Origin of the sequence: Catellatospora sp. KI3, assembly GCF_029948125.1 — a bacterium.
GTDB lineage: Bacteria > Actinomycetota > Actinomycetes > Mycobacteriales > Micromonosporaceae > Catellatospora.
In genome coordinates this window covers 376,981-403,211 of the sequence record NZ_JASAMB010000001.1, presented here as the reverse complement: position 1 = coordinate 403,211, position 26,231 = coordinate 376,981, and the positions used below count along the sequence as shown (strand labels likewise).

The following is a 26,231-nucleotide window of genomic DNA, read 5'->3' as shown; positions in this document are numbered from 1 at the left end:
CGGATCGCATCGGAGAGACAAGTGGCTGACTCGCTCAAGGTGGCGTTGCTGGGGTGCGGCGCGGTCGGCTCGGAGGTCGTCAGGCTTCTGCAGGAGCAGGCCGACGACCTCACGGCGCGCATCGGCGCGCCGATCGAGCTGGTCGGCATCGCCGTGCGCAGGGCCGGGCGCGACCGCGGCAACCTGCCGGTCGACCCGTCCCTGTTCACCACGGACGCCCTCGGGCTGGTCAAGCGCGACGACGTCGACGTGGTGATCGAGGTCGTCGGCGGCATCGAGCCCGCGCGCACCTGGCTGGTCGAGGCGCTGCGCGCGGGCAAGAGCGTCATCACCGGCAACAAGGCGCTGCTGGCCGAGGACGGCGGCAGCCTGCACGACGCCGCGGCCGAGGGCGGCGCCGACCTCTACTACGAGGCCGCCGTCGCCGGGGCCATCCCGCTGCTGCGCCCGCTGCGCGAGTCCCTGCACGGCGACCGCATCATGCAGGTCACCGGCATCGTGAACGGCACCACCAACTTCATCCTCTCCGCGATGGACAGCACCGGCGCCGGGTTCAACGAGGCCCTCGAAGAGGCCACCGCCCTCGGGTACGCCGAGGCCGACCCCACCGCCGACGTCGAGGGCTTCGACGCCGCCGCCAAGGCCGCGATCCTGGCCAGCCTCGCCTTCCACACCCGCGTCACGGCCGCCGACGTCTACCGCGAGGGCATCACCGAGGTCAGCGCCGCCGACGTGGCCAGCGCCAAGGCGATGGGCTGCGTCATCAAGCTGCTGTGCATCGCCACCCGCACCGCCGACGGCGGCGTCAGCGTGCGCGTGCACCCGGCGATGATCCCCCGCACCCACCCGCTGGCCGGGGTCAACGAGTCGTTCAACGCCGTCTTCGTCGAGGCCGACGCCGCCGGGCAGCTCATGTTCTACGGCCGGGGCGCGGGCGGCGCGCCGACCGCCAGCGCGGTGCTGGGCGACCTGGTCGCCGTGGGCCGCAACCGGCTCGCGGGCGTACGCAGCCCGAGCGAGTCCGCCTACGCCGACCTGCCGGTGCGCCCGATGGGCGAGGTGCGCACCCGCTACCACGTGTCGCTGGACGTCGCCGACCGCGCCGGTGTCCTCGCCGCGGTGGCCGGGGTCTTCGCCAAGCACGACGTCTCCATCGCCACGGTCAACCAGTCCGGCCGCGGCGACGAGGCCATCCTGGTCATCGTCACCCACTCCGCCCCCGACGCCGCCCTGGCCGCCACCGTCGCCGAACTCCGCACCCTCGACTTCGTCCGCGCAGTAGCCAGCCTCCTCCGCGTCGAGTTCTAACCCCCCGCCCCCGCGCCGCCGACCGCACGCCACGGGTCGATCATGAACCTATGGCACGGCTTGACGGCGTGTCGGCGGCACGGCTTCCTGATCGACCGGGTCCGCCCCGGCCGCGGCCGCAGGATGGGCTCGCGCGGCCACACCTCCTGGGTTGTGAGTACGGCCCAGGAGGTGGGCGGTGCGAGGATGAGGTTGCCGGCGGGGGCTCGTACCATGACGACGGCATCCGCCCGTACCGCCGGTGGGACGGATGTCCCGCTGGGTGGAACCCTGGTGGTGGCTGGGGCGTTGAACGGGCAAGGTAGCCGATGACAATCGGTAAGGGGGCCAGCATGTGGCGTGGATTGATCGAGCAGTATCGCGACCGGTTGCCGGTGTCGGAGAAGACGCCGGTGATCACGCTGCACGAGGGCAACACGCCCCTGGTCCCGGCGCCGGTGCTGTCGGACCGCACCGGCTGTGACGTCTACCTGAAGGTCGAGGGCGCCAACCCGACCGGCTCGTTCAAGGACCGCGGCATGACCGTGGCCGTGTCCAAGGCCGTCGAGGAGGGCGCGAAGGCGATCATCTGCGCCTCCACCGGCAACACCTCGGCCAGCGCCGCGGCGTACGCCGCCCGCGCCGGGATCACCTGCGCCGTGCTCGTGCCGCAGGGCAAGATCGCGCTGGGCAAGCTGGCCCAGGCGCTGGTGCACGGCGCGAAGCTGCTGCAGGTCAGCGGCAACTTCGACGACTGCCTGAGCATGGCCGCCAAGCTGGCCCAGGACTACCCGGTGGCGCTGGTCAACTCGGTCAACATCGACCGGCTGCACGGCCAGAAGACCGCCGCGTTCGAGATCGTGGAGGCGCTGGGCGACGCCCCGGACATCCACTGCCTGCCGGTCGGCAACGCGGGCAACATCAGCGCGTACTGGATGGGGTATCAGGAGGACGTCGCCGCCGGCAACGCCACCCGCACCCCGAAGATGTTCGGCTTCCAGGCCGCCGGCTCCGCCCCGATCGTCGACGGCGCCGTGGTGGCCAACCCGTCCACGATTGCGACCGCGATCCGCATCGGCAACCCGGCCTCCTGGACCAAGGCCCTCGACGCCCGCGACCAGTCCGGCGGCCTGATCGAGGCGGTCACCGACCGCGAGATCCTCTCGGCGTACCGGCTGCTCGCCCGCGAGGTCGGCGTGTTCGTGGAGCTCGGCTCGGCGGCCAGCGTCGCGGGGCTGCTGCAGAGCGCCGCCGCGGGCAGGCTCCCGGCGGGCTCGCGCATCGTCTGCACGGTGACCGGCCACGGGCTCAAGGACCCGGAGTGGGCCATCTCGACCGCCCCGGCCCCGACCACGATCGGCAACGACCCGCTGGCCGCGGCCCGCGAGCTCAACCTCGCCTGATCCGCGCCGCGCACGCCGCCGCCCACCCGCCACGGGTCGGCGGCGGCTCGCGTATCCGGCGGGAGCAGGGGGTGGCGGGCGAGGCCTCCGACCATCCCAGGTGTACGGTGCCTCTGTGTTTCGGGTCCTTACCTCCAACCGTGACTTCCGCCGCCTGTTCCTGGCCGAACTGATCGTGTTCGGTGCGGACTGGTTCGTCATGGTCCCCCTGTTGCTGCTGCTCAACGAGAAGACCGGGCAGGGGCTGTGGGGCGGTCTGGCCCTGGCGGCGGAGACCGGCACGGTCGCGCTGCTGCTGCCGTACGCCGGGACGATCGCGGACCGGTTCGACCGCAAGCGCATCCTGATCACCTCCAACCTGTCCGCCCTCGTCGCCGTGGTCGGCCTGCTGCTGGTGCACGGCCCGTGGGCCGGCCCGATCGCGCTCGTGTCGGTCGCGGCGCTGTCCGGCGCGAAGGCGTTCTACACCCCGGCCGCCAACGCGGCCATGCCGAACCTCGTCGACCGCAGCGACCTGTCGCCCGCGATGGCCGTGCACGGCTCGGCCTGGGGCACGGTCACCGTGGTCGCCTCGTCGCTGGGCGGCGTGGTCAGCGCCTGGCTGAGCCCGTACGCCTGCTTCGGGCTGGTCGCCTTCGGCCTGGTCGGCGCGGCCCTGCTCACCTCGGGCATCCGCCGCCCGACGCAGGAGCAGGGCTTGGTCGAGCCGCGGCCCGCGTTCGCCGCGATCGCCGAGGCCAACCGCTTCCTGCGCCGCGAGCCGCGGCTGCTGGCCCTGGTGACGGTCAAGTCGGCGGTGGGTGTCGGCAACGGCCTGCTGGCGACGTTCCCGCTGATGGCCACGGCGTTCGGGGTCGGCCCGCGCGGCCTCGGCCTGATGTTCGCGGTACGCGGCCTGGGCAGCCTCGTCGGCCCGTTCGTGTTCCGGGCGGCGCTGGCCCGCCCGCACTGGCTGTTCCCGGCGCTGGCCATCTCCATGTCGACCTACGGCATCGTCTACCTCGGCGTCTCGGTGGCGACCTGGTTCCCGCTGGTGCTCGCCGGGATCTTCGTGGCGCACGCGGCCGGTGGCGGCAACTGGGTCATGTCGAACTACGCGCTGGCCCAGGAGGTGCCCGACGAGCTGCGCGGCCGGGTCGGCGCCAGCGACCAGATGATCGCCATGCTGGCGGTGACCGTGTCGCAGCTGACTGTCGGCTTCTTCGTGGACTCGGTCGACGTGCGGCTGCTGATCGCGTGCTGCGCCACCACGACCCTCCTGTACGCCGTCGGCTGGCGCCTGGTCACCCGCCGCCTGCCCCGCCACGGCAGCACGCCCGCCCTGGCCACTGCGGACTGACCCGCCACCGCGCCCACCGCGCCCGCGCCGCGCCCGTGGAGCGGGGCGTGGCGAGTGCAGTCTCGGGGAAACTGCAGGAATCCGGCCCAAGATTCCAGCACTTTCCCCGAAACTGCTGCCACCGCCGCCACCACCCACCCCGCCCACGACGCACCCTTGTCCTCCCCTGATAGCGTGGTGATATCACTTCGATATGGGGAGGGTGTCATGCAGAAGCGGGCGTTCCGGGTCTCCGGGTTCCTGCTGGTGCTCGTGGCGCTGGCGGTGCTGGCGGCGACGATCGCGGTCATCGCGGCGCGGGCCGACACGCCGGGAGGAGGCACGGTCATCGGGATCACCGTCGCGGCCGCCGCGCTGCTGATCACCCTGATCTGCACCGGGTTCATCGTGATCAGCCCGAACGACGCCCGGCTGATCCAGTTCTTCGGGTCGTACGCGGGGACGATCGACTCGCCCGGGTTCCACTGGACCTGGCCGCTGACGGAGAAGACGAAGATCTCCAAGCGGGTGCGCAACTTCGAGTCCAACCGGCTCAAGGTGTCCGACGCCGACGGCAACCCGGTCGAGATCGCCGCCGTGGTGGTGTGGCGCGTGGTGGACACGTACGCGGCGAAGTTCGCCGTCGACGACTTCGTGAACTTCGTCGAGGTGCAGGCCGAGACGGCGGTGCGGCACCTGGCCACCAGCTACCCGTACGAGGCGCACGGCACCGACCGCACCAGCCTGCGCGACAGCGCCGCCGTCAGCGACGAGCTGACCGCCGAGCTGCGCGAGCGGGTGGCGCTGGCCGGCGTCGAGGTGGTCGAGTCGCGGATCACCCATCTCGCCTATGCTGCGGAGATCGCGCAGGCGATGCTCGCGCGCCAGCAGGCGCAGGCGATCGTGGCCGCGCGTGCGACCATCGTGGAAGGAGCCGTGGGCATGGTCTCCGGTGCCCTGGAGTCGCTGCGCGAGCAGGGCGTGATCGAGCTGGACGAGGAGCGCAAGGCGCAGATGGTGTCCAACCTGCTGGTGGTGCTGTGCGGCGACCGCGCCGCGCAGCCGGTCGTCAACACGGGCACCCTCTACTGAGGACGATGTGTGGCTGAGCGCAAGAAGCTGCTGCTGCGGCTCGATCCGGCGGTGTACGACGCGATCGCCCGCTGGGCCGCCGACGACCTGCGCAGCGTCAACGCGCAGATCGAGTACGCGCTGCGCAACGCGCTGAAGGCGGTGGGGCGGCCGGTCGAGCGCCCCACCGCGCCGGTCGAGGACGACGAGTCCGAGGACTGACCGTCCACGCTGGAGTGCCGTCAGACCGACGGCACCGTCCACTCCGACTCACCGGGCCTCGACACGAGCAGTGCCGGGTCGACCTGCGCGGGCTGCGGCCGCTTGCGGCCCACGATCCCGCCCGCCAGCAGCAGCGATATCCAGATCAGCTGGCTGGCGCCGACGAGGGCGCTGACGATGCGCAGCAGCGTGATCCGGTTCTCGAAGTCGCCGCTCTCATAGAACGACTCCACCATCATGCGGTAGCCCCAGCCCGACCACCAGACGGTGAAACCGAGCTGCACGACGCCCAGCAGGCAGCCGAGGACCAGCAGGGTGGTGGCCGCGGCCCCGAGTCGTTTGCGCAGCACCAGCGCCAGCACCAGGCCCGCCAGCAGCGCCACGGGGATGAGCAGGGTGGGGATGGCCCAGGCGAGTTCGGTGGGGTCGTCGAAGTTCATATGATCTCCCGAGGGGTGGACAACCGGCACACCGTACCGGCTGCCCGCACCCCGCGCAGTCGCATAATGACGACGTGACGATCACCTTCGAAGCGGGCGCCCGCACCGTGCTCGCCCCGGCGACCAGCGCGAATCTGGGGCCCGGGTTCGACGCGCTCGGGCTGGCGCTGGACCTGTGCGACGAGGTCACCGCCTGGGTGACCGAGGACGGCAAGACCCGGGTGACGGTCGAGGGCGAGGGTGCGGGGGAGCTGCCGGACGACGACACGCACCTGGTCGTACGCGCCATGCGGGAGACTTTCGCCGAGCTGGGCGCCCAGCCGTCCGGCCTGGGCCTGCACTGCCTCAACCGGATCCCGCAGGCCCGCGGCATGGGTTCGTCCAGCGCCGCGATCGTCGCCGGGGTGACCCTGGCCAACGCGCTGGCGGGCGGCCGCCTCAGCCGGGCCGACGAGGTGCGGCTGGCCGGTCGGATCGAGGGCCACCCCGACAACATCGCACCCTGCCTGCTGGGCGGCTTCACCGTCGCCTGGGGCGGCGCGGCCGGCGCCCGGGCGGTCTCGCTGCCGGTGGCGGCCGGGGTGCACCCGACCGTCTTCGTGCCCGCGGTCCGGGGCTTCACCGCGCAGGCGCGCGCGGCGCTGCCGTCGCAGGTGCCGCACGCGGACGCGGCGTTCAACGCGGGGCGCTCGGCGCTGCTGGTGCACGCGCTGACCACCGAGCCCGGCCTGCTGTTCGAGGCTACCGAGGACCGGCTGCACCAGGGCTACCGCGCGCCGGGGATGCCGGAGACGGCCGAGCTGGTCGCGCAGCTGCGGGCGGCGGGGGCCGCCGCCGTGGTCAGCGGTGCGGGGCCCAGCGTGCTGGTGCTCTCGGCCCTGCCGTCCGGTTTCGTACCGGCTGGTAGTTGGCTGGCCCACAGTCTTTCGGTGAACGCTGGCGGGGCGGTCGTACGCGAAGGTAGGATCCGGAGTTAGAAACCGGGGCGTATCACCTTCGTTTTGCAGCAGTTCAGACACGCCGAGTAGCCCGGTGTTGCCGCTGGTCTAAGTCGTTGATTACGCTCTAGGGCAGCACAGCCGCGAAGCGCCCGATCTTGTGCGGGGCGGCGCAGCCGGAGCTCGGTTCAGACGGACACGTTTGCCTGACAACACGGCCGTCCACCCCCTGTCTACGCCTGCCGCAGCCTGATCGCACGCTCCTGGTGTCCCACCGTCGCCTTTGGACGGGCTCGGGAACACCGTCGAGACTGCGCAAAAACCCCCGTTGGGCTCGGACGAGAGCACCCGCGGGTATCCGAGGCCGCCCGGCCGCCACTGTCGAAAGAAGACCCGGGCTGCCCCGGCCAATCGAGGGAAGGAATCCATTGAGCGACACCACCGACATGACGTCGGATGTCTCCCACGTCGCTGACGACGCCTCCACCGGCCGGCGCCGCCGTACCGCCGGCAGCGGTCTCTCCGCGAAGCTGCTGCCTGAGCTGCAGACTCTCGCGGCGGGGTTGGGCATCACGGGCACCGCACGCATGCGTAAGGGCGAGCTGATCGCCGCGATCACGGCCAGCCAGGGCGGCGGCGCTCCGCGCCCCCGCGCTGACGTGGCCGCGGCCGCCGCGCCGGCGCGCGAGGAGGTGCGGGCCGAGGTCCGCGAGTCCGCTGCCGAGCCCGCGAGCGCGGAGGGTGCCGAGCCGCGTGGCGAGCGTCGGGGCCGCCGCGGGGCGCCGGAGCCGCGTGGTGAGGCTGAGGCGTCCGCCGGCGCACCCGAGGGCCGCGAGCGGGGCGAAGGCCGACGCGAGTCGCGCCGGGAGCGCAACGGCGAGCGGGGCGAGCGTGGTGACCGCGCCGAGCGCGGTGAGCGTGCCGACCGGGGCGAGCGTGCCGACCGGGGCGACCGCCCCGAGCGGGGCGAGCGGGGCGAGCGCGGCTCGCGCGACTCCGAGCGGGGCGAGCGCGCCGAGCGCAACGCCGACCGCGGTGAGCGCAACGCCGACCGCGCGCCGCGCGAGCAGCGCGAGCGGGACTTCGACGGCGACGACGACGGCGGGGACCGCCGCGGCCGGCGCAGCCGGTTCCGCGACCGCCGCCGCGGCCGCGACCGCGAGACCGTCGGTGCCGCTGGCGGGGGTGCCGAGCCGCAGGTCAGCGAGGACGACGTGCTGGTGCCGGTCGCCGGCATCGTCGACGTGCTCGACAACTACGCGTTCGTGCGCACCACCGGCTACCTGGCCGGCCCCAACGACGTCTACGTGTCGATGTCGCAGGTCAAGAAGTACGGTCTGCGCCGCGGTGACGCGATCACCGGCGCCGTGCGGTCGGCCCGCGACGGCGAGCAGCGCCGCGACAAGTACAACCCGCTGGTCCGGCTGGACACGGTCAACGGCATGGAGCCCGAGGAGGCCCGCCGCCGCCCCGAGTTCTACAAGCTCACTCCGCTGTACCCGCAGGAGCGCCTGCGCCTGGAGACCGAGCCGCAGATCCTGACCACGCGCGTCATCGACCTGGTGATGCCGATCGGCAAGGGGCAGCGCGCGCTCATCGTGTCGCCGCCCAAGGCCGGTAAGACCATGGTCCTGCAGTCGCTGGCCAACGCGATCACGACGAACAACCCCGAGTGCCACCTGATGGTGGTGCTGGTGGACGAGCGTCCCGAAGAGGTCACCGACATGCAGCGCTCGGTGAAGGGCGAGGTCATCGCCTCGACCTTCGACCGGCCGCCGATGGACCACACCACCGTCGCCGAGCTGGCGATCGAGCGGGCCAAGCGCCTGGTCGAGCTGGGTCACGACGTGGTGGTGCTGCTGGACTCGATCACGCGTCTGGGCCGGGCCTACAACCTGGCCGCGCCGGCCTCCGGCCGCATCCTGTCCGGCGGTATCGACTCGACCGCGCTCTACCCGCCCAAGCGCTTCCTCGGCGCGGCCCGCAACATCGAGAACGGCGGCTCGCTGACCATTCTCGCCACGGCGCTGGTCGAGACCGGTTCGATGATGGACACGGTCATCTTCGAGGAGTTCAAGGGCACGGGTAACGCCGAGCTCAAGCTCGACCGCAAGATCGCCGACAAGCGCATCTTCCCGGCGATCGACATCGACCCGTCCGGCACCCGCAAGGAGGAGATCCTGCTGGCGCCGGAGGAGCTGGTGATCGTGCACAAGCTGCGCAAGGTCCTGCACTCGCTGGACTCGCAGGCGGCGCTGGACCTGCTGCTCGACAAGCTCAAGCAGACCCGCACCAACATCGAGTTCCTGATGCAGATCGCGAAGACCACTCCCGGCGAGTGACGTCAGCGCTGAAAGAGGGCCGACCCCGCAGGGGGTCGGCCCTCTTCGCGTGTACGGCTACGGGACCAGCTCGGCGATGGGGATGGCCGCCCACTCCAGGCCCGGCACGGTGATGAACTCGCCCGCGCCGAAGACCCCGGTCGACTCGTAGGCGTCGGTCTCGGCCAGGTGGAACGTGTGCACCGCGAAGACCGGGGTGGGCTCGACGCGCCAGTAGTAGGGGATGCCGGCGTCGGCGTACTCGGCCGGCTTGTGCTTGCGGTCGGCGGTCTGCGTACCCGGGCTGACGATCTCCACGGCCAGAACGACCTCGCGCGGCGGGAAGCTGAACCAGTCCAGGTTGACCGCCGCGGCCCGCACCACCAGCACGTCGGGGTTGCGGCGCAGGTCGTCGGCGAGCCGCACCTCCTGCTCGTGCAGCGCGGCCAGCGCGGGCGGGCAGCGGCGCAGCAGCGCGGTGACCAGCTTCATCATGACGATCTGGTGCCGCGCCGTCGGGGGCGTCATGGGGCGCAGGACTCCGTCCAGGAGCTCGATGCGGCTGTCGGGGGGCAGCGTGTCGTACTCGTCCGGCGTGACGGTCACCGCGGCGGGCAGCGCGACCGCCCCGGTCCGGGTGAGCTTCTGCGACAGCTTGGTCACCGTAGGCATCCCCTTGTACTGACGTCTGTCAACCCATGCTAAGTAGGGCAACCGCCGCCGCGTAAGACGCCGGGAGGGTGCCCTTCCTTACCCTGCGGGTCAGAAAGCGCCGTCGGCGACCTGGAACACGGTCAGGCCCAGTTCGCGCCACATCCGCACGACCTGGTTCCGGTCGTCCAGCACCGCCACGACGTGCCAATTGTCGCGCAGCTCCCGCTCGAAGATCTCCTGCTTGACCACGGAGTCCTTGCGCTGGTCACCGGTCCGGCGCATGTGCAGCGCGGCGTACGGGACGCCGACGTGCTCGTCCAGCCAGGCGGCGGTCGCCTCGCGGCAGGCGTCGACCCGGCCGGAGCAGTAGACCACCGTGTGGCCCGCCGCGTGCAGGGCACGGACCGCGTCGATCACCGGCTGGTTGGGCAGGTCCAGGTGGACCCGGGTGTGGTCGTACGGGCTGCGCGCCCCCATCAGCGCCACCGTGCCGTCCAGGTCCACCAGGATCGCCCGGGGCATCCCGACGGGCGGCGTGTACGTGCGGTGCACGGCGGGCTCGGGCAGCGTGAGCTGCTCCCGCTTGCCGGTCAGGTAGCGCTCGTGCATGCGCATGATCACCTCGGGGCCGACCCGCTCGGCCTCCGGCCGGGCCGCGTCGCGCTCCAGGCAGGTCTGCAGCGGCACGTCGGTGAAGTCGCGCAGCACCGTACGCGCTCCGCAGGCGGCGGCGAGCTCGGCCAGCTCGCGCACCACCTTGGCGCGCAGGTTGGTGTCGTCGCAGACCACGTCGACCCCGGCGCGCAGCAGCGCCTCGACCTGGGCGCGCTGGGCGACGGTCACCTGGACCTCGGCCCACCCCTCGCCGAGGTTGCCGCCGTGCAGCATGCGCCGCAGGTCGTCGCGGTTGACCCGGACGACGTTCGGCTGAGTCTTCGCCCAGGTCGTCTTGCCGGAGCCGGGCAGGCCCCTCGTGATGGTGAGGGTCGGCGTGGTGGTCAGGGTGGGCATGTCGCTCTCCGGTCTCGGGCTACTCGTCGTCGAAGGTACGGCCGTGCGGTGTCTCGTTCGCCTCCGGCCGCACCGCCTGCCACAGGGCGGGCCGGTAGTCCCGGCTGTCGAGCCGCGCGAACAGGTAGGCCCGCAGCTCGTGGCGCCCGGCGACGAGCGCGAAGTCCTTGCGGGTCCAGCCGTCGGGCAGGCCCGCCAGGATGTCCGCGTACGCCTGCTCGATGGCGGCCGACCGGGTCGCCGTCTCGGTGCGCAGCCGGTCGGCGACCGAGGTGACCCAGCCGTGGAACTCGTCGGGCAGCGGCTCGGCGATCTGCTCGACCGTCGCGCCCGCGCCCAGCGCCTCCCAGATGCCCCGGGCGTGCAGCCCGTAGATGATCCGGTGCAGGTGCAGGTAGTCCTCGTACTTGATCTTCACGCGGGTGTCGGGGCCGGTCGCGTGCACCACCAGCCCCTCCCGCCCGGGGCGGGACGGTGCCGCCAGCGCCTCGGCGAACGTGGCGTACCCGAAGACCTCGACGACCGGGCCGGGCCAGTCGGGCACGCCCTCGGGGCCGTACGAGCGGCCGGTGGTGATGTCGACCGCGCCGAGCAGCATCAGGTCGTTCAGGCCGCCGTAGTCGACCACGATCCGGTTCGCCGGGTAGATGATCTCCACGAGCACGGTCCGGCCGGTCGGCGGCGCCCAGTGCGGGTACCGTCGGCGCAGCAGCTCGGTCGCGTGCCGCGCCTGGTCGGAGCTGAACGAGCCCCGAGTGGCCACCGCCGGGCCGTCCGGGGTCGGGTAGATCACACCCAGCGAACCGTCGACCTTGTCCGTGACCAGGACCGGCTCGTCCAGGGCGATCTCGGGCGCGCCCGGCTGGCCGTGGTTGAAGAACTTGGCCAGCGGGCGCGCCACCACGGCACCGGTGTCGTCGGTGATCAGGCCGCGGCAGGAGAGGGTCACTTCGTCCCACGTGTTCGCGTACACGCACTTCTCGGTGTAGTTGAAGATCGTCAACGGCAGGTGCGGGTGCCGCTGCCTGCGGACCAGCCCCTCGGTCAGGGCGCGCTCGAGCGCGGCGGCCGGGAACAGAGCGTCCAGTGTCGTTGTTGCGAGGGGGGACATGGCCGGTGACGCTACCGAGAGACCGCCGCAGGGCGCATCCGAGATAGGTGGCATACTGGTCAGTCGGCCAGACCGGGACTGGTTCACGCCCGAGCGGACCGCTTGCGCGCGGCACGTGCTGACGGCGACCCAGCGCCCACGACTTGAAAGGACCGAGGCTATGAAGTCCGGTATCCACCCGCAGTACCAGGAGACGACTGTCACCTGCTCGTGCGGCAACACCTTCACCACCCGCAGCACCGCCAAGGGTGGCGCCATCCACGCTGAGACCTGCAGCGCCTGCCACCCGTTCTACACGGGCAAGCAGCGCGTCATGGACACCGCCGGCCGGGTCGCCAAGTTCCAGGCCAAGTACGCCAAGGTCCAGAAGAAGGACGCCAAGTAGCTGTCTTTCCGGCGCCCGCTCCGTGTCTCACGGGGCGGGCGTCGTCGTGTTGCCAGCAAGTATCGTTTCTAGGGAGGATTCGGACATGAGCAACGAACGGCTCGACGCCCTGCTGGCCGAGTACTCGGACCTGGAGGCGAGGCTGGCGGACCCGTCGATCCACGCCGACCAGGCCGCGGCGCGCAAGGTGGGGCGCCGCTTCGCCGAGCTGACCCCCATCCACAAGACCGCGGGCGAGCTGGCCTCCGCCCGCGCCGACCTGGAGGCCGCGCGCGAGCTGGCCGCGGTCGACCCCGACTTCGCCGCCGAGGCCGTCGCGCTGGAGCAGCGGCTGCCCGAGCTGGAGGAGAAGCTCGCCGAGCTGCTCGCCCCGCGCGACCCCAACGACGGCAAGGACGTGATCCTGGAGATCAAGTCCGGTGAGGGCGGCGAGGAGTCGGCCCTGTTCGCCGGGGACCTGCTGCGCATGTACCTGCGCTACGCCGAGAAGCACGGCTGGCTGACCGAGGTGCTCGACTCGCAGGAGTCCGACCTGGGCGGCGTCAAGGACGTCTCGGTCGCCATCAAGACCCGCGGCGTGCCCGAGGGCGGCAACGGCGTCTGGTCGCGGCTGAAATGGGAGGGCGGCGTGCACCGGGTGCAGCGGGTGCCCGCCACCGAGTCGCAGGGCCGCATCCACACCTCGGCCGCGGGCGTGCTGGTCATGCCGGAGGCGGAGGAGGCCGAGGTCGAGATCGACCTCGGCGACCTGCGCATCGACGTGTACCGGTCGCAGGGCGCGGGCGGCCAGTCGGTCAACACCACCGACTCGGCGGTGCGCATCACGCACATCCCGACCGGCACCGTGGTGACCTGCCAGAACGAGCGCTCGCAGCTGCAGAACAAGGACAAGGCGATGCGCATGCTGCGCGCCAAGCTCGCCCAGCACGCCGAGGAGCAGGCGCTGGCCGCGGCCGCCGACGCGCGCAAGGCGCAGATCCGCACGGTGGACCGGTCGGAGCGGATCCGGACGTACAACTTCCCGCAGAACCGGATCACCGACCACCGGATCGGCTACACGGCGTACAACCTCGACATCGCGCTCGGCGGGGAGATCGACGCCGTCCTCGACGCGCTGACCACCGCCGACCGCACCGCCCGCCTCGCGGGCGAGACGGAGCTGTCCCGCCAGTGACCGAGCCGGGAGGCGGCACCCCGCCCCCTTGGCATTGACGCTGGCCTATCCAGAGGACGAATTTCCAAGATTCGTCCTCTGGATAGGCCACTGTCGATTTCAAGCCGGACCGGGGACCGGGGACCGGGACCGGAACCGGGTCAGTGGCCGGGACCGGGGTCAGTGGCCGGCGCTGTCGTAGCGGCGCAGGCCGGCGCGGAAGACCGTGCGGGCCAGCAGCGCCAGGTACAGGGCGGCCAGCGGCGTCAGCAGCCCGATCCACGGGGACGGCTTGCCGAGCAGCCACGCCACGGGGAAGTACGTCATGAACGCCCACGGCACGACCAGCGTCAGCACCGCCCGCACCGCCAGGCCGAAGATGCCGATCGGATACCGCACCAGGTTGTTGATGTTCATCAGCGTCACCGCGAAGAACGGATGCGGTCCGGCGATCCAGAACGACGCGCAGTTGCCCAGCACCACCAGCGACAGGTTGACCGTGACCGCGCTGGCCAGCAGCACCAGCGCCAGCACCACCCGTACCGGCGACCAGGCGAGGTCGAGCCGGGACAGCGCCCAGGCGATCATCGCGCCCCCGGCGACCATGTCGCCGATGCCGTGCAGCCCGATCCCCGCACTGATCACCTGCACCGGCACCGGCGCGGGCCGGACCAGCGCGTAGTCGAGCTCGCCGTGGTTGATCTTCCCGGCCAGCCGCCAGGTGCCCTCGAAGAACAGCGGACCGGTGCCGATCACCACCCCGAACATGCCCGCCAGCAGCAGCGCCTCGGGGAACGTCCAGCCGTTGAGGGTCGGCACGTGGGCGAAGACCGACTTGAGGAACAGCAGGTTCAGGCCCTGGAACATGGCTCCGGCGACGACCAGGATCCAGAAGTCGGCCTCGTACTCCAGCACCGCCCGCAGGTTGGCGCCCAGCATGCGCCGGTAGATCCGCAGCGTACGCAGCATGCTCAGCCTCCGTGCACGGTCAGGGCGCGCAGCGCGCGCCGCCACACCAGCCGGGCCGCCCACCACAGCGCCAGCACCCAGGCGGCCTGCACCGCGAGCAGCCGCAGCGCCGCCAGCCCGTCGGCCTGGCCCAGCAGCAGCGCGGCCGGGGTGGCGGTGAGGCTGGCGAACGGCAGCGCCGAGGCGAGCCCGCCCAGCCACCCGGGCAGCAGCGCCAGCGGGATCAGCGCCCCGCTGAACAGGGTCACCAGCGCGTCCTTGGCCCACGAGACGCCCATGAAGTTCTGCGTCCAGAAGCAGGTCATCGTGGTGAAGTAGGCGATGGTGAACTTCAGCGGCGGCACCATCGCGAAGCTGGCCGCGAACAGCAGCGCCTGCTCGGCCGTCGGCACGGGGATGCCGCCGGTCAGCACGACCATGCCGGTGCCCGCGACCGCGATCGCCCCGAACTCCAGCGCCAGCCCGCCCATGTGCTCGCTGAACCGCGCCCACTGGTAGTCGATCGGCTTGGTCAGGTCGATCGCCACCTGCCCGGTCTGGATCCGCTCGGCCATCCACCAGTCGCCGTACGCCGAGCCGATCGCCGCCGACGCCCAGCCCACCAGCAGGTAGGTCTTCATGTGGGGCCAGTCGTAGCCGCCGATCTCGCCGTCGGCCAGCAGCGCGTGCCACACCGCCAGCGACGAGGCCAGGAACAGGCCGCCGCCGAGCCAGGAGAGCAGGGAATTCATCCGGTACGTCATGATGCGGCGCGTCGACATCCGCCACAGCGACAGGTACGGCCTCATCGCAGCAGCTCCCCGGCGTACACCTTGCGCACCACGTCCTCGATCGCGGGCTCGTCCAGGTGCAGCTCGCCGACCTCGACCACGCCCAGCACCGCCGCGATCACCTGCCCCGCGGTATGGGTGAACCGGTCGAACACCACCGTCACCTCCTGCGGCCCGTCGCCGGGCAGCACCTCGGCGTCGGGCAGCCGCGCCGCCAGCCGCTCCACCGGCGTCGGCTCGGCCAGCTGCAGCCGCATCCGCCGGGTCCGGGCGAACCGGTCCTTCATCTGCGCCAGCGGCCCGTCGAAGATGATCCGGCCCTCGTCGATGATCACGATCCGCTCGCACACGTCCTCGATGTCGCCCAGGTCGTGCGTGGTCAGCATCAGCGTGGTGCCGTCGGCGCGCAGCTCCTTCAGGAACTGCCGCACCCTGTCCTTCACCGAGATGTCCAGCCCGATGGTCGGCTCGTCGAGGTAGACGATGCGCGGGGTGTGCAGCAGCGCGGCGGCCAGGTCGGCGCGCATGCGCTGGCCCAGCGACAGCTTGCGGGCCACCACGGGCAGCAGCTCGCCCAGGTCGAGCACGGCGTCGAGCCGGTCGATCCGCTCGCGGTAGGCGGCGGGGGTGAGGTCGTACATGTCGCGCAGCAGGGCCAGCGACTCGCGGACCGGCAGGTCCCACCACAGTTGGGTGCGCTGGCCGAACAGCACGCCGATGTTGCGCGCGTTGGCCATGCGGTCCACGTGCGGGGTCGCGCCCGCCACCCGGACCGTCCCCGCCGTGGGCACCAGGATGCCGGTGAGCAGCTTGATCGTGGTCGACTTGCCGGCCCCGTTGGGTCCGACGTACGCCACCGACTCGCCCGCCTCGATGGCCAGGTCGATCCCGGCCACGGCGGTGAAGTCCCGGAATCTGGGCCGCACCAGGTGTTTCAGCGAGCCGCGCAGGCCCGGATCCTTCTGCGGCCGACGGAAGACCTTCGTCAGCCCTTGGGCCTCCACCAACGCCATGCGGCCACCCTGGCGAAAAGCCCCCGTCGGCGGCAACCGGTTTCCCGTCTGCGGATACGGTGATCGGATGAGTGGAGCGGTCACCCTGTCGATGCGGCTGCGCCGGGCGGCGACCCGGCTGGCGGAGGCGGGCGTGGACTCCGCGCGCGTCGACGCCGAGCTGCTGGCGGCGTACGTGCTGGGGGTGCCGCGCGGGGCGCTGCTGCTCATCGGCGAGATCAGCGACGAGCAGGCCGAGGTGCTGGACCGGCTGGTGGAGCTGCGGGCGCGGCGCGTGCCGCTGCAGCACCTGACCGGCACCGCGCCGTTCCTGGGCCGGGACCTGCTGGTCGGGCCGGGGGTGTTCATCCCGCGCCCGGAGACGGAGCTGCTGGCCCGGTGGGGGGTCGAGGCGCTGCGCGAGGTGCGCGTGCCGACCGTGCTGGACCTGTGCAGCGGCACCGGCGCGCTGGCGGTGACCGTCGCCGACGCCCGCCCCGACGCCCGCGTCTACGCCGTCGAGCGGGGCGAGCACGCGCTGCCGTGGCTGCGGCGCAACGTCGAGGGCACCGGCGTGGTGGTGGTCGAGGGCGACGTGCGCGAGGTGGCGCTGCCGCACCCGGTCGACCTGGTGCTGTGCAACCCGCCGTACGTGCCGGAGGCGGTGGCCGTACCCCCGGAGGTCGGGCACGACCCGCAGGACGCGGTATTCGCCGGACCCGACGGCCTCGACCTCATCCCGGTGATCGTCAGCCGTGCCGCGGCCGTGCTGCGGCCGGGCGGGCTGCTCGGCATCGAGCACGACGACACCCACACCGACGCGATGCGAGAACTGCTCGCGGCCGAGTTCACCGAGGTCACCACGCATGCCGACCTCGCCGGGCGGCCCCGGTTCACCACGGCGGCGCGCGCGGGCACCGCCTGATCAGCGACGCGTGACAGCTGCCGAACGGTGCGGTTCGCACCTCATGAAAACCTCGTGACAGACTGGCTCACCGTGAGGCTCTACGACTGTCGGAACGTCGTCGAACGTGATCGGGGCATCCAGGCCGCGATCGACGCCGTATCCAGTGGCGACCTTGTGGTTCTGCCGACCGACACGGTGTACGGCATCGGCGCCGACGCCTTCAAGCCCTGGGCGGTGACCAACCTGCTCAGCGCCAAGGGGCGGGGCAGGCACATGCCCCCGCCGGTGCTGGTGGGTTCCCGGCACACCCTCGACGGGCTGGTGCTGCGCCTGCCGGGCGTCGCCCGCGACCTGGTCGAGGCGTTCTGGCCGGGCGCGCTGACCATCGTGGTCGAGCAGGCGCCCAGCCTGCAGTGGGATCTGGGCGACACCGGCGGCACCGTCGCCGTGCGCATGCCGCTGCACCCGGTGGCGCTGGAGGTGCTGCGCAAGACCGGCCCGATGGCCGTCTCGTCGGCCAACCTCACCGGCAGCCCCGCCGCGGTCACCGCCGAGGAGGCCCGCGAGCAGCTCAGCTACAAGGTCAGTGTGTACCTGGAGGCGGGGGAGTGCCCGAAGCCGGTGCCCTCGACCATCGTCGACGTGACCGGTGACCGCCCGCGGATCCTGCGCGCGGGCGCCATCGACATCGACCAGCTGCGCGAGGTCGCCCCCGACATCGCCGGGCCCGGGGAGGCGTGATGGCTCCGTTCACCGTGCTGCACGTGTGCATGGGCAACATCTGCCGCTCGCCGATGGCCGAGCGTCTGCTGACCCGCGCGGTGGCTGAGCGGGCGGCGGCGCTGGGCGGCTCCGCGGACGGGACGGACCTGGTGCTGTCGCACTCGGCCGGCACCGGCGGCTGGCACGAGGACGAGGAGATGAACCCGTCCGCGGCCCGCCAGGTGCGCGCCCGGGGCGCCTCGCCCGACGGCTTCAGCGCGCGCAAGCTGCGCGCCGAGCACATCGAGGCCGCCGATCTGATCCTGACGGCCACCGCCGACCAGTACGACTACGTCACCGCGCTGCGCCCCGACGCCGCCGACCGCACCTTCGTGCTCGGCGAGTTCGGCCGCCTGCTGCCCGGCGTCGACGTGTCGGAGCTGCCCCCCGCCGACCCGACCCCCGACGCGGTCTACAACCGCGGCGTGGCCCTGGTCGCGGCGGTCGCGGCGGCCCGCAACGGCGAACCCGCCCAGCCCAAGGACGACCTGGACGACCCCTGGGGCCGCGGCGACCAGGTCTTCACCCGCGTCGGCGACGAGATCCAGGACGTCCTGACCCCGTTGACCGCCACTCTCCTCCCCCTCCCGTGACCAGCCTCTCTACTCGTTGATCATGAACTTGTGGCAAGGTTGGACGGCGTGTCCCGGGCACAGGTTCATGATCGACTTTGAGGTGGCGTGATGTTGGCTAAGCGGCTGCGGTTCCTGCCGTTCCTGCTCGGGGTCACCGCTGTCGTGGCGGCGGCGGCGACCCCGGTCGCCTGGCTGACCGTCGGGGGTACGGCGGCGCTCGGCGTGCTCGCGGGCGTGGCCCTGGTCGGCCTCAGCTACCTGTTCACGAGCTTCATCCTGGCCTGGGCGGATGCGGTCAACCCCAAGCTGGTGCTCTCGCTGGGGCTGGCCACGTACGCGATCAAGTTCACCGTGCTGTTCCTGGCCATGGCGGTGGTGGTCCAGACGGGCTGGGCCGGGCTCAAGCCGATGGCGATCGGGATCGGCGTGGCCGCGATCGCGTGGACGGTCGGCCATGCCTGGTGGGTCTGGCACGCCCGGATCCCGTACGTGGATCCGTCAAGCCAGAACTGAGCCGTACTCGGGTCGGCGCGGCTGCGCCTGCCTGCTCTCCGTGGTCAGGCCGTCGGACCGGTCGGAGTCCAGGATCTGCCAGTGCAGCTGCTGCAGGTCGCCGCTGGGCGTGAGCCCGAAGTCGTCGGCGAGCGTGCGGCGCAGGCGCTGGTAGGCCTCCAGCGCTTCCAGGCGGCGTCCGCTGCGGTGCAGCGCGAGCAGCAGCTGGCCGTGGAGGCGTTCCCGTTCGGGTCTGTCCGCGATCAGCCGGATCAGCTCCGGGATCACCTCGTGGTTGCGGCCCATCCGCAGCAAGAGTTCGATCAGGTGCTCCTGGGCGGAGATCCGCTCCTCTTCCAGGGATGTCACGACGGTGTCCAGGTTGTCGTCGGTGGCGTCCGCCAGTGCGGGTCCGCGCCACAGGCCCAGCCCTGCACGTATGAGGCTTATGCCGGTTTCCGGGTCGGTCGCGCCGTGGGCTTCGGCCATCAGGGCGCGGAACGCGTGCAGGTCGACCTGCTCTCGGGGGACCGCCAGTTCGTATCCGTCACCGCGCCGGTTCAGGGCGAGGGCGCTCCCTTCGTGATCGAAAGCGGAAAGGCTCTTTCTAAGGCGGGAGAGAACGGATTGCAATGCACCCCGGCCGTTCCTGGGAATAGTCTCCCCCCACATCAGCTGCATGAGTCGACCTGTCGGCACGGCATGGCCCGCCTCGATCAGCAGAATGCCCAGCGCCTGCCGTTCCTGGCGCCATCCGAACGTGATTTGGCGACCGGCCGCCTCGCCCTGCACCGTCCCCAAGATGCGAAAGTACATGCCGCTGGAGAGTAGTAGATCGATCTGCTTCCCGCTGCCCCGTCCGGAGTGGACGTCCGCAGGAATACCGCAAGGCGACCGCAAGGAATCCCGAAGCCGCGGTTCGCAGGATGGTTTTCACAAGCCCACCTCTAGAAGGGAGAGCAGGTGAACCAGTTCATGAGACCGATGCGTCGCGTAGTCGCGGCGCTCGCGCTCGGCTCGGCGTTGGCCGTGGCTCCGATGGCCATGGCGCATGCCGGCTCGGCGAGCACTGTCAAGGCGAACTGCTTCCGCGCCTGGTTGTCCAGCACCGTCGAGTTCGGGGCCACGGGAACCTTCAGTTCCTCCGGCAGCGGCACCGGCGAGGCCAACGTGTCGGCGATCCTGTACTACCACGACACGGACTGGAAGGACGACACGTTCAACTCGGCAGTGGGTTGGTCGCTGGTCAGCACCTCGGACACCTACTCGCCGGTCACCGGCGGTAGCAACTACAACGTTGACGCCGCCGCGTGGGTCAACGGCAGTCCCTGGAAGTACAACACCTGCTACATCACGTGAGCACATCACACGATGAGCGAGAGCGCCTGCCCGGGACCTTCCGGGCAAGCGCTCTCGCGCTCCTGCTGGGTCTGCTCCCGCTCGTGGGGGCCTGGACGACCGGGCTGTACGGCCGTCCACCCGTGGGAGTGGCGGGTGTCGCGCTGGGTGCGCACTGGGTGTGCTCGTGGGTTGTACCCGTAGGCGTGGCGATCACCATGGCATTCGGGACGGCCGGCATGGGGGTGGATCCTCGGGTGGTGGCCGGCGGGCTCGTCGACCCGCGTACCGCGTGGTGGCGCACGCAGTCGCCCAACGTCATCCTCGCCGCGCTTGTCGTGGCCTGCCAGGTGTTCGGGCAGGCCACATGGTCAGGTGAGCCCGTGTCGATGCTGCTGGTGCCGACCGCGGTGGGTGCGGCGGTGGCCCTGGCCGTCGTCAATGTCGTGGTCACGCGGTTCGGGATGGGCCCGAGCGTGGCCGCAGGGGTCGCGCTGCTGGCCACCGTGGTGGTGACGGTGCTGCCGTGCCTCGCGGTGCCGGCGCTGGCCATCGACGGCACCCTGTTCCACTGGATGCGCGGCGACCCGCAGCGCATGCCCGTCGTCACCACAGGCGCCGTCGTATGGCTGGGCCTGGCGGCGGCGGTGCTGCTCGGGGCGCGCCTGCTGCCTGCGGACGTGTCTGGTCTGCGCTGGATCGCAAGGGGGGAGTCAGGTCGTGATTGAGCTCAGCGACGTCACGCTGTCGTACGGTGAGATCGACGTGCTGCAGGGCATCGACCTCAGCCTGGGCGCGGACTGCGACGTGGTCGCGTTGCTCGGGCGCAACGGCGCGGGCAAGTCGACACTGCTCAGCCTGCTCGCGGGCATGACGCGGCAGGCGGCTGGCAGCGTCAGCCTCGACGGCACGGTGCTCGGCGCGGACCGGAGCCGTCTGCGGCGGAACGGGACGTGGCTGCCGCAGGACCTGCGCCTCGACCCGCAGGTGTCGGCGCTGGCCTTCGTCAAGCACCTGCTCGGCCTGCGCGGGCTGCCCGCGGACGATGCGGCCGAGCTCTTCGAGTTCTTCGGGCTCGGGTGGGCGGTGCGGCGGCCGCTGGGTTCCATGAGCGGTGGCGAGCGGCAGCGTGTCGCACTGGTGTACGCGTTCGCCGCCGACAGCCCGCTGGTCCTGCTGGACGAGCCGACACAGGCGCTGGACCCGTGGGAGCGGCTGCGCTTCGCGGAGCTGCTCGCCGAACGTGCCGCGCGGCGGACGGTGATGTACGCGACCCACTTCATCGCCGACGTGGAGGCCACCGCCTCGCGCGTGGTGGTGCTGCACGACGCCGGGATCGCCTTCGACGGCCCGGTGCACGCGCTGTCGGCGACCGCGCCGGACGTCTACGTGTGCGAGGGCGACGAGAAGATCATGGCGCACATCGCCGACGTCGCTCAGGTCACCGGACTGGCTCGGCTCGGGCCGGACCGCTACCGGGCGAGATTCGCCACCAAGTGCCCGCCCGACGAGGCGACCCGGGTGGAGCCGACCCTCACCGACGCGTACCTGGTGCTCACGTCGGGGCTCGACCGGTGAGATACCACCTGCGCCGCGCGGTCCGCCCTCGCCTGCTCGTCCCGGCCCTGCTCGTGGCGGGAATCGTCCAGCTCGGCTTCACCGCCGGGGGAACCGAGATCGGCGACGGGTTCGGGCCCTGGGGGGTCGCCCGCCTCTACGCCGTGATGACGCCGATCGTCCTGGTGGGCCTGGTCGCGGTGCTCTCCCGGCTCTGGCACGACGACGATCTGCGGAGCAATTGGCTGCTGTCGGGTGCGGATCGACCCGCGGTCGTCAAGGACACCTACCGCAACTTCGGCGCGGGATTCCTGGTGTACGCGGGCTTCGTCGTCTGCCTGGGGGTCTTCGCGGCGTTCCGGCTGTCGGACACCCCCGGGTGGTCCCTGCCGCTGCTGACGATCACGGTGGTGGGACCCCTGTCGGGCGGGTACATCGTGCTGGCCGCCGCCTATGCCGTGGCGCGCGTGGCGGGCGGCGCGGCGGCGCGGACCGCGGTGGTGACGATCCTCGTGTCCCTGGACGCGATCAATCAGCTCCCGTGGCTTCCGCTGTCCGCCTCGGCGACATCACTCGCGGCGAACCGGGCCCTGATCTGGGGCGCATCGCTGAAGAACCTGACGTTCGCCGAGGTAGCGCCGTCTACCGGATTCGTGGTGGCACGGATCGTGCTGGTGGTGGGCGCGACGCTCTCGGTCGCGCTGGTGGCGCTGCGTTTCCGTCGCCGGCTCTATCCCCGGTGACATTCCGGGCCCGGCCGCAGGCCGGTGCGGTCCGCGTTCGGAGCGGACCGCACCGGCCTGCGGTGGGAGGTGGTCAGTCGAAGATCTTCGGCTTGCACGGGTCCTTGACCGCGCCGCTGATCAGGTTGTCGCCCTCGGTGTCCTTGCGCGAGGTGCGGCTCCAGTCCACGACCGTGCGGTAGCTGCCCTCGCGGCAGCTCATCGTCACGTCCCTGGCCTCATACTTCAGCTCGGGCGCGTAGGTCTGCTTACCCTTGAGCGTGTAAGTCTTGGTGGCGACCGTGCTCCACTTGTCGCTGTCGCCCTGGCGCTTCTCGATGCGGATCTTGAGGGTCAGCCGTTCGGCTCCCGGCGTCGCGCAGCGGTAGCGGACCTGGCCGGAGACCTTGCCGGTCTCCTCATTCTTCTTGGGGCCGTCGGCCACGACGGTGCAGTGCACCGGCTTGGTCGCCGAGGCGTCGTCGTTGCCGCGCGGCTCGCACCCGGCACCTAGCACCGTGACCAGCACCAACAGCATGGGGGCGATCGCCTTGCGCATCTTCAGCACCGCCGGGAGGTTCGAGGGGTTTCCTCTATTTCACCGGGTACCTGGAAGTAAAGCAATGTGCATCTTTGACTGTGGGCACACGAGTTCTCACTGTGTGCTTCGCCACGTTGTGCGCAAGCTGGGACATCGCCCGCCGCCGCCCGCCCGCCGCCGGTTGACCCTGGCGCCGGGTGGGCGGAAATGTGACAATCGGCGGGCCGATGTCGGGTGTGACAAGCGGTGCGAAAGATACAGTAATCATCTGAAATATGTACAGAACGCGAACTAGACATTGATGAACCTCGTAATCAGTACGTAAGTACTGGTCACGAAGGGCAAGGTGAGCTTGGCCATGGTGGGCCGGGGGGCGCTTGTCTCCCTACGTCAAGTGGCTGATATTGTTCGCCGCGTCATGGCCGATGAACATCCCCCGAAGCGCCCCCTACCTGCGGGCGCCGATGCGGGTTGGGCGGCCATCGGGTATCTCCTCGGCGGCATGCTCGTCTGGGGAGGGGTCGGGTGGCTCATCGATAAGTGGCTGGGACTCCCCCACGTCGGGCTGTTGATCGGATTGATCGGCGGCACGGCCGCCGGAGTCTTCTTGACCGTGAAGAGACTGGACGGGTGACCGTACCCGATCGACGGAGGATGACAGGTTGATTACGCAGCCGGGTTTCCTTGCTGAGGATTTTCCCCCCAGCGTGGAGACCTTCGACTTCAAGAGCCTGATCCCGTCCCTCGAAGGCACCTTCTGGGGTCCTGCGTTCACCAAGCTGACGCTGCTGATCTGGATCGCCGTCGCGGTCGTGATCGTGTTCTTCCTGGCGACGTACCGCAACCCCACGCTGGTGCCGACCAAGAAGCAGTGGCTGGCCGAGTCGGTCTACGGCATCGTGCGCAACAACATCGCCGGTGAGATCATCGGCGTCAAGGACGGCATCCGCTTCGCGCCGTACCTCGCCACGCTGTTCGTGTTCGTCTTCGTGACGAACCTGTGGAGCATCGTGCCGCTCGCGCAGATCTCCCCGAACTCGCACCTGGCCTTCCCCGTCGTGCTCGCCGTCATGTCGTGGCTGATCTACATCGCCCTGGGCATCCGCAAGCACGGCCTGTTCGGCTACCTCAAGCACGCCTGCATCCAGCCGGGCGTCCCGTGGTGGGTGCAGCCGATCCTGATCCCGATCGAGTTCATCTCGAACCTGATCCTGCGCCCCATCACGCTCTCGGTCCGTCTGTTCGCCAACATGTTCGCCGGCCACATGATCCTGCTGGTGTTCACGCTGGGCGGCGTCGCGCTGTGGACCAACGGCGCTCTGCTGCTCAAGCCCGCCGCGATCGGCAGCTGGGTGTTCGCGATCGTGATGACGCTGTTCGAGTTCTTCATCCTGAGCCTGCAGGCGTACGTCTTCACGCTGCTGACGGCGACGTACTTCCAGAGCTCGATCTCCGAAGAGCACTGATCTCGCGCCCGGCGCGACCCTCACCTTTGCTTTCGATCCACAACTGAAGATCGTTCGTACCTACCCAAAATACAAACGTGCGCGTGACTCGCACGCGTCCAAAGCAGGAGGAAAACCGACATGACCGGCAACCTGAACGTCATTGGTTACGGCATCGCGGCCCTGGGCCCCGGCATCGGCGTGGGTCTGGTCTTCGCGGCCTACATCCAGGCGACCGCCCGTCAGCCCGAGAGCGCCGGTCTGACCCGCGCCTACATGTTCATGGGCTTCGCCGTGGTCGAGGCGCTGGCGCTGCTGGGCCTGGTGCTCGCGTTCGCGCTGGACAACACTCCCGCCTAGTCCGAGTTCGTAGCGCCGAGACGTTCGGTGGCCGGTCGCGCGCGGCTGGTCACCGCCGAAGGGGAGTGACTTATGAACATCGCTGCAGAGGGGCACGGCTACAACGTGCTCGGTGTGCCGATCGCTGAGGTGATCGTCGGCCTCATCGCCTTCGGTGTGCTGCTGTTCGTGCTCACCAAGTACGTGTTCCCGCGTATGGAGAGCATGTTCCAGCAGCGCGTCGAGGCCATCGAGGGCGGTCTGGTCAAGGCGGAGAAGGCTCAGGCCGAGGCCGCCGCGCTGCTGTCGCAGTACAAGGCGCAGCTGGCCGAGGCGCGTACCGAGGCCGCTCGCATCCGCGACGAGGCCCGCGCCGACGCCGAGGGCATCCGTGCCGACGTGCTGGCCAAGGCCAAGGAGGAGTCCGACCGCATCATCGCGGCCGGTCGCGACCAGCTGGCCGGCGAGCGCGCGAGCATCGTGCGTGAGCTGCGCACCGAGATGGGCGCGCTGGCCGTCAGCCTCGCCGGCAAGATCGTCGGCGAGTCGCTGGAGGACGAGGCGCGCCGTCGGGGCACCGTCGAGCGGGCCATGGCTGAGCTCGAGACCGCCGGAGCACGTTGATGCAGGCGGCAAGCCGAGAGTCGTACACCGCGGCCCGGACCGCGCTCGAGGAGAGCGCCCGGGCTGCGGGTGCCGCGGCCACCGCGGCCACGGCCGACGAGTTGCTCGCCTTCGCCGACCTGCTCGGCCGCGAGCCGCGCCTGCGGCGCGCGCTGTCGGACCCGGCCCGGCCCGGCGACCAGCGCGCTGAGCTGGTGCGCAGCCTGCTGGCGGGCAAGGTCGGCCAGGGTAGCCTGGACCTGCTGGCGGTGCTGGCGTCCGGCCGCTGGTCGGCCGCGTCGGAGCTGCTGGAAGGTGCCGAGCGCCTGGGCGCGGACGCGCTGCTGGCATCGGCCGACCAGTCCGGCGACCTGGCCGAGGTCGAGGACGAGCTGTTCCGGTTCGGGCAGATCGCCTCGGGTGACCCGGCGCTGACCGCCGCGATCGGCGACTTCTCCACCCCGGTCTCCCGCCGGGTGGAGCTGGTGCGGGGCCTGCTGGCCGACAAGGCCAAGCCGGTGACCGTGCGCCTGGCCGAGCTGGCCGTGGGCGGGTTCGGCGGCCGGTCGTTCGGCAACGCGCTGAGCCGCCTGGTCGAGATGGCCGCCGAGCGGCGTGAGGCGCAGATCGCCTACGTCACGGTGGCGCACCCGCTGACCGACGCCGAAGAGAGCCGGCTGGCGACCTCGCTGTCGGGGATCTACGGCCGTCAGGTCTCGGTCAAGGTGACCGTGGACCCCACGGTGCTGGGCGGGCTGAGCGTGAAGGTCGGTAGCGACCTGTACGACGGCACGGTCGCCAAGCGCCTGGCCGCGGTCCGCAACGCGCTCGTCGGCAAGTGACGCGGCCGAGCCCTGAGAACGCATTTCACTGACTTAGCAGTCACGACACCGATAGGAAGCTGA

General features: G+C 71.0%; 30 protein-coding genes. 21 read left to right on the top strand and 9 right to left on the bottom strand.

Annotated features, from left to right (window positions below):
- Window positions 1-21 precede the first annotated feature (21 nt).
- The 5 genes from QEZ54_RS01870 (at window position 22) to QEZ54_RS01850 (ending at window position 5,301) form a co-directional block, all read left to right on the top strand.
- Window positions 22-1,308: a homoserine dehydrogenase gene (locus QEZ54_RS01870; protein WP_281302672.1), complete on the top strand. Its 1,287-nt coding sequence runs from the start codon at window positions 22-24 to the stop codon at window positions 1,306-1,308.
- Window positions 1,309-1,640: 332 nt separating this feature from the next.
- The gene (gene thrC / locus QEZ54_RS01865; RefSeq protein WP_281302671.1) at window positions 1,641-2,690 is read left to right on the top strand and encodes a threonine synthase; all 1,050 of its coding nucleotides are present in this window, start codon (window positions 1,641-1,643) and stop codon (window positions 2,688-2,690) included.
- A gap of 115 nt (window positions 2,691-2,805) precedes the next feature.
- The gene (locus tag QEZ54_RS01860; protein WP_348650501.1) at window positions 2,806-4,029 is read left to right on the top strand and encodes an MFS transporter; all 1,224 of its coding nucleotides are present in this window, start codon (window positions 2,806-2,808) and stop codon (window positions 4,027-4,029) included.
- A gap of 207 nt (window positions 4,030-4,236) precedes the next feature.
- Window positions 4,237-5,100, top strand: coding sequence for an SPFH domain-containing protein (locus QEZ54_RS01855; protein WP_281302669.1), 864 nt, complete (start codon window positions 4,237-4,239; stop codon window positions 5,098-5,100).
- Window positions 5,101-5,109: 9 nt separating this feature from the next.
- Entirely contained in the window at window positions 5,110-5,301 is a 192-nt protein-coding gene (locus tag QEZ54_RS01850; RefSeq protein ID WP_281302668.1) for a hypothetical protein, read from the top strand.
- A 20-nt stretch (window positions 5,302-5,321) separates the two neighbouring features.
- On the opposite strand, the gene QEZ54_RS01845 is transcribed toward QEZ54_RS01850, so the two are convergent.
- Window positions 5,322-5,741 (bottom strand): hypothetical protein, encoded by a 420-nt coding sequence (locus tag QEZ54_RS01845; RefSeq protein WP_281302667.1) that lies wholly within the window; start codon window positions 5,739-5,741, stop codon window positions 5,322-5,324.
- Between the two features lie 74 nt (window positions 5,742-5,815).
- Here QEZ54_RS01845 and thrB point away from each other — a divergent pair, with 74 nt between their 5' ends.
- On the top strand, window positions 5,816-6,718 hold the full coding sequence (thrB, locus tag QEZ54_RS01840; RefSeq protein WP_281302666.1) for a homoserine kinase: 903 nt from the start codon (window positions 5,816-5,818) through the stop codon (window positions 6,716-6,718).
- A gap of 389 nt (window positions 6,719-7,107) precedes the next feature.
- Window positions 7,108-9,021 (top strand): transcription termination factor Rho, encoded by a 1,914-nt coding sequence (rho, locus tag QEZ54_RS01835; RefSeq protein WP_281302665.1) that lies wholly within the window; start codon window positions 7,108-7,110, stop codon window positions 9,019-9,021.
- A gap of 57 nt (window positions 9,022-9,078) precedes the next feature.
- Here the strand turns inward: rho and QEZ54_RS01830 are convergent, their stop codons facing one another.
- The 3 genes from QEZ54_RS01830 to QEZ54_RS01820 all read right to left on the bottom strand — a co-directional run bounded on the left by QEZ54_RS01830 (window position 9,079) and on the right by QEZ54_RS01820 (window position 11,776).
- Window positions 9,079-9,663, bottom strand: a complete 585-nt coding sequence (locus QEZ54_RS01830) for a Uma2 family endonuclease (RefSeq protein ID WP_281302664.1) — start codon at window positions 9,661-9,663, stop codon at window positions 9,079-9,081.
- Window positions 9,664-9,762: 99 nt separating this feature from the next.
- The gene (locus QEZ54_RS01825; RefSeq protein ID WP_281302663.1) at window positions 9,763-10,665 is read right to left on the bottom strand and encodes an AAA family ATPase; all 903 of its coding nucleotides are present in this window, start codon (window positions 10,663-10,665) and stop codon (window positions 9,763-9,765) included.
- A 19-nt stretch (window positions 10,666-10,684) separates the two neighbouring features.
- On the bottom strand, window positions 10,685-11,776 hold the full coding sequence (locus QEZ54_RS01820; RefSeq protein ID WP_281302662.1) for an RNA ligase: 1,092 nt from the start codon (window positions 11,774-11,776) through the stop codon (window positions 10,685-10,687).
- A 160-nt stretch (window positions 11,777-11,936) separates the two neighbouring features.
- Between QEZ54_RS01820 and rpmE the strand changes: the two genes are divergently transcribed.
- Together rpmE and prfA are read left to right on the top strand one after the other, a co-directional pair.
- Window positions 11,937-12,161, top strand: a complete 225-nt coding sequence (gene rpmE / locus QEZ54_RS01815) for a 50S ribosomal protein L31 (RefSeq protein WP_281302661.1) — start codon at window positions 11,937-11,939, stop codon at window positions 12,159-12,161.
- Window positions 12,162-12,246: 85 nt separating this feature from the next.
- Window positions 12,247-13,335, top strand: a complete 1,089-nt coding sequence (gene prfA / locus QEZ54_RS01810) for a peptide chain release factor 1 (protein ID WP_281302660.1) — start codon at window positions 12,247-12,249, stop codon at window positions 13,333-13,335.
- 159 nt (window positions 13,336-13,494) lie between these two features.
- Here the strand turns inward: prfA and QEZ54_RS01805 are convergent, their stop codons facing one another.
- The 3 genes from QEZ54_RS01805 to QEZ54_RS01795 are packed head-to-tail and all read right to left on the bottom strand — an operon-like array spanning window position 13,495 to window position 16,066.
- On the bottom strand, window positions 13,495-14,283 hold the full coding sequence (locus QEZ54_RS01805; protein WP_281302659.1) for an ABC-2 family transporter protein: 789 nt from the start codon (window positions 14,281-14,283) through the stop codon (window positions 13,495-13,497).
- Between the two features lie 2 nt (window positions 14,284-14,285).
- Complete coding sequence (locus QEZ54_RS01800) at window positions 14,286-15,071, bottom strand: ABC-2 family transporter protein (RefSeq protein WP_281302658.1); 786 nt, start codon at window positions 15,069-15,071, stop codon at window positions 14,286-14,288.
- Complete coding sequence (locus tag QEZ54_RS01795) at window positions 15,068-16,066, bottom strand: ATP-binding cassette domain-containing protein (protein ID WP_281302657.1); 999 nt, start codon at window positions 16,064-16,066, stop codon at window positions 15,068-15,070. Before QEZ54_RS01795 ends, QEZ54_RS01800 begins: the two co-directional genes overlap by 4 nt.
- 67 nt (window positions 16,067-16,133) lie before the next feature.
- Here QEZ54_RS01795 and prmC point away from each other — a divergent pair, with 67 nt between their 5' ends.
- The 4 genes from prmC (at window position 16,134) to QEZ54_RS01775 (ending at window position 18,802) form a co-directional block, all read left to right on the top strand.
- Window positions 16,134-16,970 carry a peptide chain release factor N(5)-glutamine methyltransferase gene (gene prmC / locus QEZ54_RS01790; RefSeq protein WP_281302656.1) on the top strand — a complete coding sequence of 279 codons (837 nt, stop codon included), beginning with the start codon at window positions 16,134-16,136 and terminating at the stop codon, window positions 16,968-16,970.
- 54 nt (window positions 16,971-17,024) lie between these two features.
- Window positions 17,025-17,693 (top strand): L-threonylcarbamoyladenylate synthase, encoded by a 669-nt coding sequence (locus QEZ54_RS01785; RefSeq protein WP_281302655.1) that lies wholly within the window; start codon window positions 17,025-17,027, stop codon window positions 17,691-17,693.
- Window positions 17,693-18,307, top strand: coding sequence for a phosphotyrosine protein phosphatase (locus QEZ54_RS01780; protein WP_281302654.1), 615 nt, complete (start codon window positions 17,693-17,695; stop codon window positions 18,305-18,307). Before QEZ54_RS01785 ends, QEZ54_RS01780 begins: the two co-directional genes overlap by 1 nt.
- A 90-nt stretch (window positions 18,308-18,397) precedes the next feature.
- On the top strand, window positions 18,398-18,802 hold the full coding sequence (locus QEZ54_RS01775) for a hypothetical protein (RefSeq protein ID WP_281302653.1): 405 nt from the start codon (window positions 18,398-18,400) through the stop codon (window positions 18,800-18,802).
- Here the strand turns inward: QEZ54_RS01775 and QEZ54_RS01770 are convergent.
- Window positions 18,788-19,597, bottom strand: coding sequence for an AfsR/SARP family transcriptional regulator (locus QEZ54_RS01770; protein WP_281302652.1), 810 nt, complete (start codon window positions 19,595-19,597; stop codon window positions 18,788-18,790). The two genes, QEZ54_RS01775 and QEZ54_RS01770, sit on opposite strands and share 15 nt — an antisense overlap.
- A 159-nt stretch (window positions 19,598-19,756) precedes the next feature.
- Between QEZ54_RS01770 and QEZ54_RS01765 the strand changes: the two genes are divergently transcribed.
- From QEZ54_RS01765 to QEZ54_RS01750, 4 genes are all read left to right on the top strand, one after another.
- The gene (locus QEZ54_RS01765) at window positions 19,757-20,140 is read left to right on the top strand and encodes a hypothetical protein (protein ID WP_281302651.1); all 384 of its coding nucleotides are present in this window, start codon (window positions 19,757-19,759) and stop codon (window positions 20,138-20,140) included.
- A 197-nt stretch (window positions 20,141-20,337) separates the two neighbouring features.
- The gene (locus QEZ54_RS01760; protein WP_281302650.1) at window positions 20,338-20,847 is read left to right on the top strand and encodes a hypothetical protein; all 510 of its coding nucleotides are present in this window, start codon (window positions 20,338-20,340) and stop codon (window positions 20,845-20,847) included.
- Window positions 20,840-21,697 (top strand): ABC transporter ATP-binding protein, encoded by an 858-nt coding sequence (locus QEZ54_RS01755; protein ID WP_281302649.1) that lies wholly within the window; start codon window positions 20,840-20,842, stop codon window positions 21,695-21,697. Before QEZ54_RS01760 ends, QEZ54_RS01755 begins: the two co-directional genes overlap by 8 nt.
- Before the next feature lie 143 nt (window positions 21,698-21,840).
- Window positions 21,841-22,419 (top strand): hypothetical protein, encoded by a 579-nt coding sequence (locus tag QEZ54_RS01750; RefSeq protein ID WP_281302648.1) that lies wholly within the window; start codon window positions 21,841-21,843, stop codon window positions 22,417-22,419.
- Between the two features lie 73 nt (window positions 22,420-22,492).
- Here the strand turns inward: QEZ54_RS01750 and QEZ54_RS01745 are convergent, their stop codons facing one another.
- Window positions 22,493-22,966: a hypothetical protein gene (locus tag QEZ54_RS01745; RefSeq protein ID WP_281302647.1), complete on the bottom strand. Its 474-nt coding sequence runs from the start codon at window positions 22,964-22,966 to the stop codon at window positions 22,493-22,495.
- A gap of 680 nt (window positions 22,967-23,646) precedes the next feature.
- Between QEZ54_RS01745 and atpB the strand changes: the two genes are divergently transcribed.
- The 4 genes from atpB (at window position 23,647) to QEZ54_RS01725 (ending at window position 26,168) form a co-directional block, all read left to right on the top strand.
- Window positions 23,647-24,405 (top strand): F0F1 ATP synthase subunit A, encoded by a 759-nt coding sequence (gene atpB, locus QEZ54_RS01740; protein ID WP_281302646.1) that lies wholly within the window; start codon window positions 23,647-23,649, stop codon window positions 24,403-24,405.
- Window positions 24,406-24,525: 120 nt separating this feature from the next.
- Window positions 24,526-24,744: an ATP synthase F0 subunit C gene (gene atpE / locus QEZ54_RS01735; RefSeq protein ID WP_281302645.1), complete on the top strand. Its 219-nt coding sequence runs from the start codon at window positions 24,526-24,528 to the stop codon at window positions 24,742-24,744.
- A gap of 72 nt (window positions 24,745-24,816) precedes the next feature.
- Complete coding sequence (locus tag QEZ54_RS01730) at window positions 24,817-25,347, top strand: F0F1 ATP synthase subunit B (protein WP_281302644.1); 531 nt, start codon at window positions 24,817-24,819, stop codon at window positions 25,345-25,347.
- Complete coding sequence (locus QEZ54_RS01725) at window positions 25,347-26,168, top strand: F0F1 ATP synthase subunit delta (RefSeq protein ID WP_281302643.1); 822 nt, start codon at window positions 25,347-25,349, stop codon at window positions 26,166-26,168. The genes QEZ54_RS01730 and QEZ54_RS01725 overlap by 1 nt, the downstream gene beginning before the upstream one ends.
- The last annotated feature ends 63 nt before the right edge of the window (window positions 26,169-26,231 follow it).